Annotated in this window: 7 protein-coding genes; all 7 read left to right on the top strand. The window is 75.5% G+C overall.

Annotated elements, in window-relative coordinates:
• The first annotated feature begins 22 nt into the window (after positions 1-22).
• The 7 genes from ppdK to AIF0345_RS13660 all read left to right on the top strand — a co-directional run bounded on the left by ppdK (position 23) and on the right by AIF0345_RS13660 (position 13,067).
• On the top strand, positions 23-2,728 hold the full coding sequence (gene ppdK, locus AIF0345_RS13690) for a pyruvate, phosphate dikinase (protein ID WP_043562666.1): 2,706 nt from the start codon (positions 23-25) through the stop codon (positions 2,726-2,728).
• A gap of 210 nt (positions 2,729-2,938) precedes the next feature.
• Positions 2,939-3,907 (top strand): AAA family ATPase, encoded by a 969-nt coding sequence (locus tag AIF0345_RS13685; protein ID WP_285296447.1) that lies wholly within the window; start codon positions 2,939-2,941, stop codon positions 3,905-3,907.
• Positions 3,908-4,067: 160 nt separating this feature from the next.
• Positions 4,068-5,231 (top strand): DUF58 domain-containing protein, encoded by a 1,164-nt coding sequence (locus AIF0345_RS13680; protein ID WP_285296446.1) that lies wholly within the window; start codon positions 4,068-4,070, stop codon positions 5,229-5,231.
• On the top strand, positions 5,228-7,723 hold the full coding sequence (locus AIF0345_RS13675; protein ID WP_285296445.1) for a transglutaminase-like domain-containing protein: 2,496 nt from the start codon (positions 5,228-5,230) through the stop codon (positions 7,721-7,723). The genes AIF0345_RS13680 and AIF0345_RS13675 overlap by 4 nt, the downstream gene beginning before the upstream one ends.
• A gap of 73 nt (positions 7,724-7,796) precedes the next feature.
• On the top strand, positions 7,797-9,074 hold the full coding sequence (locus tag AIF0345_RS13670; RefSeq protein WP_268917813.1) for a restriction system modified-DNA reader domain-containing protein: 1,278 nt from the start codon (positions 7,797-7,799) through the stop codon (positions 9,072-9,074).
• A gap of 149 nt (positions 9,075-9,223) precedes the next feature.
• Entirely contained in the window at positions 9,224-11,689 is a 2,466-nt protein-coding gene (locus tag AIF0345_RS13665) for a bifunctional lysylphosphatidylglycerol flippase/synthetase MprF (RefSeq protein WP_268917814.1), read from the top strand.
• Positions 11,682-13,067: an alpha/beta hydrolase gene (locus tag AIF0345_RS13660; RefSeq protein ID WP_285296444.1), complete on the top strand. Its 1,386-nt coding sequence runs from the start codon at positions 11,682-11,684 to the stop codon at positions 13,065-13,067. Before AIF0345_RS13665 ends, AIF0345_RS13660 begins: the two co-directional genes overlap by 8 nt.
• Positions 13,068-13,108: the final 41 nt, after the last annotated feature.

The following is a 13,108-nucleotide window of genomic DNA, read 5'->3' as shown; positions in this document are numbered from 1 at the left end:
TTCTGAACAGAAAGAGGCATCGATGCCCAAGTACGTGTACCGCTTCAGCGAGGGCGACAAGGACCAGAAGGACCTCCTGGGCGGCAAGGGGGCCAACCTCGCCGAGATGACCCGCCTCGGCCTGCCGGTCCCGCCCGGATTCACCATCACCACCGACGCCTGCCGCGCCTACCTGGCCGACGGGGCCGTCCCCGACGCTCTCGCCGTCCAGGTCACCACCGCGCTGCGCGAGGTCGAGGAGGAGCTGGGCCGCGAGCTCGGCGCCGCGAAGGACCCGCTGCTGGTCTCCGTCCGCTCCGGAGCGAAGTTCTCCATGCCGGGCATGATGGAGACCGTCCTCAACATCGGACTCAACGACTCCTCCGTCGTCGGCCTGGCCGAGACCTCCGGCGACGAGCGCTTCGCCTGGGACTCCTACCGGCGCCTCATCCAGATGTTCGGCAAGACCGTCCTGGACATCGACGGCGACCACTTCTCCGCCGCCCTGGAGGCCAAGAAGGCGGACCGCGGCGTCGCGCTCGACTACGAGCTGGACGTGGACGCCCTGACCGAGCTCGTCGCCGAGTACAAGCGGATCGTGGCCGAGCACGCCGGCGTCGAGTTCCCACAGGACCCGCGCGCCCAGCTCGACATGGCCACCGAGGCGGTCTTCCGCTCCTGGAACACCGAGCGCGCCCACATCTACCGGCGCCGCGAGAAGATCCCGCACGACCTGGGCACCGCCGTCAACGTGTGCACCATGGTCTTCGGCAACATGGGCCAGACCTCCGGCACCGGCGTGTGCTTCACCCGCGACCCCTCCAGCGGCCGCTCCGGCGTCTACGGCGACTACCTGGTCAACGCCCAGGGGGAGGACGTCGTCTCCGGCATCCGCAACACCCTGTCGCTGGCGGACCTGGAGCGCCTGGACAAGACCTCCTACGACGAGCTGCGCGCCGCCATGCGCAAGCTCGAGACCCACTACCGCGACCTGTGCGACATCGAGTTCACCATTGAGCGCGGCAAGCTGTGGCTCCTCCAGACCCGCGTCGGCAAGCGCACCGCCGCGGCAGCCTTCCGCGTGGCCACCCAGCTGGTCGACGAGAAGCTCATCACCACGAACGAGGCCCTCACCCGCGTCACCGGCGAGCAGCTCAACCAGCTCATGTTCCCGCAGTTCGCCTCCACCACCGACCGCGACCTGCTCACCCGCGCCATGCCGGCCTCCCCGGGCGCCGCCGTCGGCTACATCGCCTTCGATAACGACGAGGCCATCGAGCGCTCCGAGGCCGGCGAGTCCGTCATCCTCGTGCGCCGCGAGACCAACCCGGACGACCTGCCCGGCATGGTCGCCGCCACCGGCGTGCTCACCGCCCGCGGCGGCAAGACCAGCCACGCCGCCGTCGTCGCCCGCGGCATGGGCAAGACCTGCGTGTGCGGGGCTGACGCCCTCGACATCGACGCCGAGGCCAGGACCGTGCGCGTGGCCGGCCGCGAGGAGGTGCTCACCTCCGCCTCGACCATCGCCATCGACGGCCAGTCCGGCGAGGTCTTCCTCGGCGAGGTCCCCGTCGTCGACTCCCCGGTCATGACCTACCTGCGCCGCGGCCTGGAGACCGCCCTGGACTCCGCCGGCGACGTCGACACCCGCGAGCTCGTCACGAGCGTGGACCGCCTCATGCGCCACGCCGATGCGGTGCGCCGCCTGGAGGTGCGCGCCAACGCCGACACCCCCGCCGACGCCCGCCACGCCATCCACCGCGGCGCCCAGGGCGTGGGACTGTGCCGCACCGAGCACATGTTCCTGGGCGAGCGCAAGCAGCTCGTCCAGAACCTCATCCTCGCCGCCTCCGACGCCGAGCGCGAGAGCGCCCTGGCGGCCCTGCTGCCCCTGCAGAAGGGCGACTTCGTCCAGATGTTCGAGACGATGAACGGCAAGCCCATGACGGTGCGCCTCATCGACCCGCCGCTGCACGAGTTCCTCCCCGACCTGACCGAGCTGAGCGTCAAGGTGGCCGTCGACCGCGAGCGCGGCGCCCTGGACCCCGCCGACGAGGACCTCCTGGCCGTGGTGCGCAAGAGCCACGAGTTCAACCCGATGCTGGGGTTGCGCGGCGTGCGGCTCCTGCTGACCATGCCGGGTCTCATCGAGCTGCAGGTGCGCGCCATCGCGGAGGCCGCCGTCGAGCGGCTGCGCTCCGGGGGCGACCCGCACCCGGAGATCATGATCCCGCTGATCGGCTCCGTCCGGGAGATGCAGATCGCCCGCGATCGTGCCGAGAGGGTGCTCGCCACGGTGTCGGCCGAGTCCGGCTACGAGCTGGACTTCCCGATCGGCTGCATGATCGAGCTGCCCCGCGCCGCGGTGACGGCCGCGCACGTGGCCGAGGAGGCGGACTTCTTCTCCTTCGGCACCAACGACCTGACCCAGACGACGTGGGGCTTCTCCCGCGACGACGTCGAGACCTCCTTCGTGGGCCGCTACATCACCGAGGGCATCTTCGGCACCTCGCCCTTCGAGTCCATCGACTCCGACGGCGTGGGCGCCATGGTGCGCCTGGGCGTCGAGGGCGGGCGCGCGACCAGGCCGGAGATGAAGATGGGCGTGTGCGGAGAGCACGGCGGCGACCCGGACTCCATCCTCTTCTTCCACGAGACGGGGCTGGACTACGTGTCCTGCTCGCCGTTCCGCGTCCCGGTCGCCCGCCTGGAGGCGGGCCGCGCGGCGGTGCTCTCGCCGGTTGAGTGAGGCCGTGAGCCGCTGAGGCGGCGGGGACGGGCGGGGCGCGGTCGTAGCGCCCCGCCCGTCCCCGCCTTCCCCTCCCCTTCGCCGAGATTCGCCGAGATTCGCCGAGATCGGTCGTATTCCGCGTCGAGATCGGTTCACCGGACCGATCTCGAGCCGGAGATGAACCGATCTCGGCGAGAGGCGGGCGGAGCCGTGCGGCAGGATGTGCCCATGAGTCCCGCCCCCTTCGGCCCAGACGCCCTGCGCTCACTCGTCGACGCCCTGCGCTCGCGCATTGAGACCGTGGTCGTCGGCAAGCCGGAGGCGGTCGGCACCGCCATCGCCACCTTCCTCGCCGGCGGCCACCTCCTGGTCGAGGATGTGCCCGGCGTCGGCAAGACGACCCTCGCGCTGAGCCTGGCCCGCTGCCTGGACCTGACCGCCTCCCGTATCCAGTTCACCGCCGACCTCATGCCCACCGACGTCACCGGCCTGTCCGTCTACGACCAGGCCGCCCGGGAGTTCCGCTTCCACCCCGGGCCGGTCTTCGCCGGCATCGTCGTCGCCGACGAGATCAACCGCGCCACCCCGCGCACCCAGTCCGCGCTCCTGGAGGCCATGGGGGAGGGGCGCGTCAGCGTGGAGGGGCGCACCCTCGACCTGCCCGACCCCTTCATGGTGGTCGCCACCCAGAACCCCCTGGACATGGAGGGCACCTTCCGCCTGCCCGAGGCCCAGCGCGACCGCTTCATGACCCGCCTGGCCATCGGCTACCCCGGCCCCGACGCGGAGTCCGCCATGCTCCTGGCGCGCGCAGGCACCGACCCGGCCGACGACCTCGCGCCGGTCGTCACCGCCGCCGACGCCGCCCGCGCGCGCCGGGCCGTGGCCGGCCTGCACGTCGCCCCCGCCGTCGCCGACTACGTCGTCGGCATCGTCGCCGCCACGCGCGCCGACCCCGATCTCGCCCTGGGGGCGAGCCCGCGCGCCGGCCTGCACCTGCTCGCCATGGCCCGGGCCGGTGCGGCCATGGCGGGCCGGTCCTACGTCTCGCCCGACGACGTCGCGCTGGCCGCTCCCGGCGTGCTCGCCCACCGCCTCGTGCCCGCGGGTCGCCAGGCCTCCGACGCCGAGGCCTCCGAGGCCGCGGCGAGCGCCCTGGCCCGCCACATCGCCTCTGTCCCCGTGCCCAGGAGGTGACGGCGTGGGGGCCAGGACGACGACGGCCGCCCGCAGCCGCGCCCGGGGCGGCGCACCGCGGGCACGGCGGGCACCGCGGGCATGCAGAGCACCACGGGCGCATCGCCGGCCGTGGATCGCCCCGACCGCGCACGGGGCCTGGCTCCTCGTCGTCGCCGCGATGCTGACCGGCGCCGGCCACCGCTGGGGGGTGGGCCTGGTGCGCGGCGCCGGGCTCCTCCTGGCCTGCGTCGCGGCGGCCGCCCTGGCGGCGGCCTGCCTGACGGCGGCGGCCCGCGCCGTCACGGTCGCCCGGCGGCGCCCGCGGCCGGCCGGACCCGCGCGCGTCCAGGCCGGAGAGCCGGCCCGCTGGGGCCTCGTGCTCGGCCGCACGGGTCGCAGCCATCCCGTCTGGGTCCTGTGGCGCGCCCCGGGGCATCGCGAGCTGCGGCCCCTCGTCGAGGGGCGCGGCGACCTGGTGCTCACGCTGCCTCGGCGCGGCCGGTGCCGCCTGGAGGCGCGCACCCTGACCTTCACCGACCCGCTCGGTCTGTGGCGGGTCCGCCTGCCGCTCGGGGCGGCCCTGGATGTGCTCGTCCTCCCGCGGCCGCTGGCGGCGCCCGGCCTGCCGGTGAGTGGGGTCGTCCCCGCCGACCTCCTGCGCGCCGACCGGGGCGAGGACCTCACGGGCCTGCGCGACTACCGGCGCGGCGACCATCTGTCCTCGGTGCACTGGCGCCAGTCCGCCCGGCTCGACCGCCTCGTCGTCGTCGACGCCGAGCGCCGCACCCGCGCGCGGCTCACCGTGGCGCTCGACACCCGCGCAGGCTCCTACGGCACGGACCGCCTCCAACGGCGGGGCCGGCCCGGTGCGGGGGCGGACGCCTTCGAGACGGCTGTCAGCCTCGCCGCCGGGGTGCTGCGGGCCTGGGAGTCCACCGGCGCGGATGTGCGTCTGGTGCTCGGTCGGCGGCTCGTGGAGGCCGACGCCGGCGAGCGCGGCGGGATCGCGCCCCTGCTGGAGGCCCTCGCCCTGGCGGAGGCCGTGGCCGGGCCGCAGGAGCCCGGGGCCCGGGAGCCGGCGCCCCGGGAGCCCGGGGCGCAGGGGGACGGCGCGCCCGACGTCGTCATCACCGGGACCGCCGCGCTCGCCGACGTCGGGCGGGGGCTGGCCGCCCCGCGCGCGGCGGGCGAGCTCGTCCTGGTCGGGCCGGCCGCCGGGCCGTCCGAGGGATTGGCCGCCGGGCCGGCTGGGGGATCGCCCGCGGAGTGGCGGGTGCGCACGGTCCCCGCGGGCGCCGAGCTCTCTGGGGACGCGGGTGCGGCTCGGGGTGAGAATCGGTGACCCGCCCCGACCGCATCGGCGCCGCGCCCCCCGGCACCCCGCCCGCCGAGCCCGTCCGCTGGCAGCCGCTGCTGGCCGCCGTCCTCATCACCGCCTTGTGGGGCAACGGCCTGCGGGTTCTCGACGTGGTCCTCAGCCCCGGCCCCTGGATCGGCCAGAGTCTGCTCGTCGCCGCCCTGACCCTGGGGGCGGCCGGAGCCGCGCGCACCATCTGGCCCAACCGCATCCTGGTCGACGTCGTGCTCGGCCTCGTGGCCGGCGCCGTCCCGACCGTGCTGGCCATCAGGTCCGCGACGGGCCTGGCTCCCTGGCGCGCGGCCCCCTTCGAACGGCTCGGGGAGGCGGGCGCGGCCATCCGCCAGGGCGTGGCGCCGCTGGAGGCCACCCCGGCCGTGGCCTCCGTCGTCGTGCTCGTCAGCCTCCTGTTCGCCTGGGCCTGCGTGCTCATGAGCGCCGGCAGCGGGGACGCCGTCGGAGCCAGCGGGTTCATACCCGCCGGCACCCTGCTCGTCCCCGGCCTCGTGGTGGGGCAGGCCCCGCCCGCGCGGTCGGTCCTCGTGGCCGCCGTGTGCCTGGTCCTGCTCGTGGGCTCCGCCGCTCCCGCGGCGCCCCGGTACGCGGGCCTGCCGCCGAGGACCCGCGCGGGCCGAGCCCTCGTGCGCGCCGGCGGGCGCGCCTGCGTCCTGGCCGCCGCGCTCGGCCTGGCGGCGGGCGCCCTCCGCCTCGCCCCGGCCGTCCCCGACCAGCCCTGGCGCCACGCGCCGGACCAGCCCGCCACCGCCCCCGACACCAGCCTCACCCTGAACCAGGACCTCGTGCGCGGCTCGACGGCCACCGCCTTCGAGTACGGCGGCGCCGGCTTCCCCGAGGGCGCGAGCCTGCGCTTCACCCTCGCCGTCGTCCGCGACCTCGACGGGCAGAGCTGGGACCCCCTGACCGAGACCGAGGGCGTCACCGCGCTCTCGCGCCTGACGACGCCGACCGGCGCGCACGCCCTGACGGCCGGCGGGGCGCTGGCCGCCGCCGGCGCCCCGGTTCCCTCCGACCAGCTGCCGCGGGTCCTCGTGCGCGTCCGGGGCCTGGCCGGTCGGCGCCTGCCGCTGCTGCAGTCCACCGCCCTGGTGGGGCCCGCGGGCGACGACGGCGCCTCGGCCGACCCGACCGCCGCAGCCGCCCCGACGCTGTCCCCGGAGGACTGGCAGTGGGTGGCCGGGACGAGCACGGCGATCTCGACCGGCGCCTCGGCCCGGCCGGGCACCGCCTACACCGCCTACGGGTGGTCCACCGTCGCCGACGCGACCGGCCGCCCCCAGGCGGACCCGCCCGTGGGCCCCGCCGCCCCCGCCGCCGAGACGCTCGCCCCCTACACCGCGCTGCCCGGGGAGAGCCCGGCCGTCCGGGACACCGCCGCGGAGGCGCTCGGCGCGGCGGGCGCGGACGGCGCCGACAACGCCACCAGGGCGGCCGCCCTGGCCGCGTGGTTCCACGGCAACGGCTTCGTCTACGACGAGTCCGCCCCGGGCGGCTTCGACGGCGGCGCGGGAGGGGCGACCGCGTCCGGCGCCTCGGTCGCCGCCGCCCCCGGGAGCCCGACGGCGACCGTGGAGGCCTTCCTGACCGAGCGCCACGGCTACTGCATCCACTACAGCGCCGCCTTCACCCTCATGGCCCGCAGCCTCGGCATCCCCACGCGCATCGCCATCGGCTACGCCTCGCGCGTCGGCGGCGAGGGCGCCATGACGGCCGTCTCCGGACGGGACCTGCACGCCTGGCCCGAGGTGTGGATCGACGACGTCGGCTGGGTGGCCTTCGAGCCGACGCCCGGTGGCGCCGGGGCGCGGGCCGAGGCGCCCTCCGCCGACACGCCCCGGCCGGGGGCGACGAGCGCGGCCCCCTCCGGCCCGACCGCGACGGCCTGGCCGGAAGGGGCCGGGCCGGCGGGCGCCGGCCCCGCGGAGGGCGGCGGCGCCCGCCCCCTCCTGTCGGCCGTCGTCCTGGCGGGCGCGCTCGCCGCGGCCGGCCCCGGCGCCCTGCGGTGGTGGCAGCGCCGGCGCCGTCGTCGGGAGGCGGCCTCGGGCGATGCGCCGGCCTGCGCGGCCTGGGAGGAGGTCCTGGCCACCGCCGTCGACCTGGGCCTGCTGGGGCGGCGCCCGGGCGAGCCGCCCGGCGAGGGGCCCCGGGCCCTGACGCCCGAGGCGATCGCCGAGTACCTGTCGGGGCTCATGCCGGGTCCCGAGTCCGGGCCCGCGGCGCACGAGCTCGAGGAGCTCGCCGCGCGGGTCGTTGCTGAGAGATTCTCGCTCAGGGCAGAACTGCCGGGGCGGGTGGGGAGCGAGTGGCGCGTGAGACGGATGAAATCAAGGAATCGCAACGATTTGGTCACCGTTCTCAAACGGGTTCGTGTGGCGCTCGCCACCTGTGCGCCCCGCCGTCGTCGGCTCATAGCACTCCTCGCCCCGAAATCCGTGATGCCACACCGGTGGCGGGCATGAGATGATGGCGGAGCGGACGGCGTCACCGCCGTGGAGCCGCCGTTAGGACCGAGATGATCCAGAAAGGCACGTCATGGCGCTGTTCGAGCTCACCGGTACCCGACTAGAGGCGACGGCCCTGGGAGAGCCCGTCGAGGCTGCTCAGCGTCAGACCGTGCTCGGGGCCGTGCGCGGGCAGCTCGTCGACGTCCTGCGCCGCCCGGTCTTCCCCATCGTGTGGGAGCGCGAGGGCGACGCCGACGTGCTCACCGCCCTGGACGCCGCCAGCCAGGTGATGTGCGTCGAGCTGCTCGAGCGCCTCGACGCGGCCGCGCTCGTTGCGGCCATGGCGCGCACCGCCGCGGCCGCGCAGAGCGGGTGGACGGACCTCGCCGCGCGCTACCCGGGCGGGAGCACGTCCTTCCGGGAGGACTGGGACGAGTTCCGCGAGACGGTGCCGATCAACGCCGGGCCGAGCCCGCGGCTGACCATGATCGCCATGGCGGTCAACGACGACGTGCGGACCGCCCTGGCGATGCTGCTGTGCTCGGGCATCGAGGTGCAGGAGGCGCAGGTCCGCACCGCCTCCGACGGGCGCGTGCTGGTCGGGCTGGAGCCCGTGCGCCACGACGTCCTGGGCGGCTCCGGCGCGGTCCTCGTGGCCAGGGCCTCGCGCATGGCCCTGGAGCGGCCGAAGGAGAACGAGGCCGCGACGACGGCCCCCACCATGCCGGTGCCGAGCATGAGACGGGGGACCCGGACCTCCCGCGCGGCCAAGAAGGACCGCCCGCCCATGGCGCCCGGCGGGCGCGTCGAGGCGGCGACCGGGCACGTCGAGGCGGCGCGCGTGCGGGCGGCGGGCGCACGCGGCGAGCGGTCCCGGGCCGCCCGCGCCAGGGCCGTCGGCCCGGCGGCCGCCGTCGCGACCACCCTCATCGAGCCGATGGAGCCCGTCGAGGCTGTCGAGGCGGTGACGGGCCCCAACGACGTGACCGTGCCCACGGTGCGCCTGGTGGAGTCGGCGTCGCCGGCCACGAGCCCCGGAGGCGTCGACCGCAACCACCGCGCTGCGGCCCCTGTCCTCGGGGCGCAGCCGACCGTGCCCTCCGGCGGGCAGTCGGCGGCCGCGCTCGCCTCCGTGGCCTCCCGGATCGATACGCCGGTGACGCTCGTGTGGCAGCGCATGCGGCGCGGCATCCATCATGAGGCGGTGCTCAGCGCCGACGGCGTGATCACCCTGTCCAACGGTATGCGCTTCCGCGACCCCTCAGCCGCCGCCAACGCCGCCCAGCACACGCAGGACATCGACGGGTGGCGCGTGTGGCGCGTCGGCGCCCAGGGGCCGGCCCTGCGCGACTTCATCAAGGACTGACTCCGCGCGGGCCGGCGGCCGCCCTATGAGAATAAGCGCATGCGCCTCCTCCCCCAGGCGGAGGTTGGGAACTGGATTCATCCCCCATGATTGGGTATATGTCGACCCGTTCCCGCACCTCCCGACTCGCGATGCATATATCGCCGCGCATGACCGCCAGCGCCCGGACCGCTCTTGCCTGGCTGCGGAGCGGACGCGTCTGCTCCGTGCTCGCCGGGCTCCTCATGCTCAGCACGGCGGCGCTTGCCGTCGTCGGCCACGTCTCGCCGCTGCGCATCTCGGACAGCCCCCTCGCGGCCGACCTGTTCCCGGACGGCCCCCTGCGCCTGTGGAGCCTCCTGACCGCCTGGGCGGGCGCGACCCACCTCGGCCCCCTGACGGGCGTGGTCACCCTGCTCACCGTCGGCATCGCCCTCGAGCGCTTCATCGGCGCCCGTCGCCTCCTCCTGTCCGCCTTCCTCCCCCACGCCGTCGGCGTCGGCATCGCCCTGGTCGCCCACCCGCTCATCAGCGCCGTCGCCCCCACCTGGGGTCACCTGACGACCCGCTACCAGATCTCGGGGGTCCCGCTCCTCCTCCTGGGCCCCCTGCTCGCCTCAACGGTGCTGATGAACCACACCTGGAGCCGTCGCACCCGCCTGGCCACCCTGGTCTTCCTCCTGGTGGAGACCGCCGTCACCGGCACTCCGGCCTCCCTCGCCCGCCTGGCCACCGCCGTGGCGGGCCTGCTCCTGGGGGCGGTCGCCTGGCGCAGGTCCGCCTCCTCCATCCGGATGTCGCGCACCCGCCGCTCGTCCCGCAACCTCCTGGCGCTGCTCGTCGCCTGCTGGTCGCTCACGCTGACCCTGGCCACCGTCACGCGCTCGGACCTCGGCCCGCTCGCCAGCGCCCGCTACGGCGTCGTCCCCGAGGGCGGCGCCCCGCACCTGGCCACCGGCGCCCTCATCCTCAGCCTCATGCCGCTCCTGCTCCAGCTCGCCCTGGCCGACGGCCTGCGCCGGGGGCGCCGCATAGCCGCCCTGGGCACGATCGGCCTGCAGATCTTCCTGGCCCTGTGCTCGATCCTGTCGATCAACACCCTGCGGATCGATGAGAGCTTCGTCCCGGAGGGCGGCGCCCCGGTGATCATCTCCGGCTCGGAGAGCGTCTGGGACAGCCTGCACCACATCGCCGTGCCCGTCATGCTCAACCTCGGCCTGGTGCTGCTGGTCGTGTGGAACCGCGACCACCTGCGGCTGCACACCCGTGCCGGGGTCGTGCGCAAGGCGGTCGGGACCTGGGCGGTCGCCGCGCTCGTCTGCGCCGTTGCCAGCGTGGGCCTGGGCTCGCTCGTGGTGCAGGACTTCGTGCCCGACGCGACGCCCGTGGCCCTGCTGGTCGACTTCCTCCTGCGGCTCCTGCCGACCGCCGCCGAGGGCCTGCTCATACCCCCGCTGACCCCGGTCGGCCCCCTGGCGAGCCTCGCCGCCTGGTTCTTCCCCATCCTGGCCTGGACCGCCGCCGTCGCGTGCACCTGGGCGGCCATGACCAACCCTGCGATCACCCCCCGCGTCAACCACGAGGACCTCATTGCCCTGGTGCGGGCGCGCGGCGCCGGCACGCTGGGCTGGATGCTCACCTGGCCCGGCAACGAGGCGTGGATCGCCGAGGACAGGCGCACCGGCTTCGCCTACCGGGCCGGCTCCGGCGTCGCCCTGACCCTGGGCGACCCGGCCGCCGCCGGCCCCGAGGACACCAGGGCCGCCGTCGAGGGCTTCACCACCTTCGCCTCCGAGGCCGGGCTGGTGCCCGCCCTGTACTCCGTGCACGAGCCCACCATGCTTGCCGCCCGCGACCAGGGGTGGACGGTCCTGCAGGTCGCCGAGGAGGCGGTTATCGACCTGCCCGATCTCGTCTTCAGGGGCAAGGCCTTCCAGGACGTGCGCACCGCCCTCAACCACTCGCGCCGCGAGGGCATCACGGCGGAGTGGACCACGTGGCGCACCGCCCCGGAGGGCCGCCGCGACCAGATCCGCGCGATCTCGCAGGGGTGGGTCGGGGAGAAGGCCCTGCCCGAGATGGGCTTCACGCTCGGCGGCCTGAGGGAGATCGACGACGACGACACGCGTCTGCTGCTCGCCGTCGACGAGAGCGGCACCGTCCACGCGGTGACCTCCTGGATGCCCGTGCACCGGGGCGGCAAGGTGGTCGGCCTGACCCTGGACGTCATGAGGCGCCGCGAGGGCGGGTGGCGTCCGGCGATCGAGTTCCTCATCGCCCGCGCCGCGCAGGACGCCCAGGCCGAGGGCCTGGAGGTGCTGTCGCTGTCGGGGGCGCCGCTGGCCCGCTCCGGGACCTCCGGCGACCTGACCGGGGACGGGACCGACGACGTCGGCGCCTCGCGCTTCGACCCGCTGCTGGACCTGCTCGCCTCCCTGCTCGAGCCCGCCTACGGCTTCCGGTCCCTGCACGCCTTCAAGCGCAAGTTCCAGCCGCGCAAGGTCCCCATGTACCTGGCCGTTCCCGACGTCGTGGACCTCGCAGCGGTCGGCGTGGCCATCGGGCGCGCCTACGTCCCCGACCTGACGCCGGCCCAGACGGCGCGCTTCGCCCAGGTGCTCGTGACGCATGACTGAGGCGCTCGTCGGGCTGCTGGGCTCGGTGCGGCTGCGCCAGCCGTGGATGGGCGACGCCTGCCTGGCCGTGGTGGCGGTCCTGGTCGCCTCCCTGTGGCTCGCGCGCACCCGCTACCTGCCCCGGCGCCGCCAGCTGGTGGCGCCGCTGGCGGGGCTGGCGCTGGGCCTGGCCGGCTGGTGCGCGGTGGACGTGGCCTGGCGCCCGGTGGCCGACGGCCTCGGCCCGGTGGTGTGGACGTGGGTGGGCCTGGCCGGCACCGTCGTCGTCCAGGCGCTGCTGGGAGGCGGCCCGCGGGAGGACGGCGACCGCGCGCACGACTGGAGGCAGCGGCTGGCGCACGCGGTCGGCTCGGGCGCCAGCATTGTGGTGGCGTTGACGGCGGGCCTGCTGGCCGTCAACGGCTTCTTCGCGGCCTTCCCCTCCCTGGCGGCGGTCCTCGGCGTGGACGTGTCGACGACGCCGCTGGCCGCGCTGCCCGCGGCGGCAGCCCACCCGAGCCCTCCGCAGCGCGGCGAGGGGGCGCTGTCCGAGACATGGAGCGCGCCCGAGGACATGCCGTCCCGCGGCGAGGTGGTCACGGCGGAGATCCCCGCGGGCGACCAGTCGGGAACGCGGGGCTTCAGGCCGCGGGAGGCCATGATCTACCTGCCGCCGGCCTACCTGACCGAGCAGCGGCCGGCCCTGCCGGTGGTCCTCGCGCTCACCGGGCAGCCGGGCAGCCCCTCGGACTGGTACGAGCTCGGCGCCCTGAAGGACACCATGGACGCCTACGCGGCGGCCCATGACGGCCTGGCGCCGGTGGTGGTGGTCGCCGACCTGCTCGGCAGCCCCTACCGCAACCCCCTGTGCTCGGACACCGAGCGGGGCGGGAAGGTGGCGACCTACCTGGAGCGCGACGTCCCGGACTGGATCCGGGAGAACCTGCAGGTGGACCCCGACGCTTCGCACTGGGCGGTGGCGGGCCTGTCCAACGGCGGGACCTGCGCGCTGCAGGTGGCCAGCCGGTCCCCGCAGGTCTACCCGACCTTCCTGGCGCTGAGCGCGGAGGAGCACCCGAGCCTGGGCGGCGAGAAGCGGACGGTGAGGGTGGGATTCGGCGGCGACCGCGTCGCCTACGAGGCCAACGACCCGCTCGCGATCATGGCGGCCGCGCCGCCCGACCAGTACGCGGGCGTGGCGGGGATCGTGTCGGTGGGGCGCGACGACCGCCTCTACAGTCCCGTGGCGCCCGTGCTGGTGGACGCCACCACGCGGGCGGGCATGAGCGTGACGCAGCGCGACTACCCCGGCCGGCACACCTGGGCGCTGTGGTCGGTGGCGCTGGCCGACCAGATGGACTGGCTCGGCCAGCGCCTGGAGATCGCGCCCGCGCCCTGATCTCGGCGAAAGGGGGAGGCGGGCGGCGGCTGGAGCGGCTC

Origin of the sequence: Actinomyces israelii (genome assembly GCF_030253495.1) — a bacterium.
In the GTDB taxonomy this organism is placed as follows: Bacteria; Actinomycetota; Actinomycetes; order Actinomycetales; family Actinomycetaceae; genus Actinomyces; species Actinomyces israelii.
Note: the sequence above shows the minus strand (reverse complement) of the source record. Positions and strands in the feature narration are given on the sequence as shown.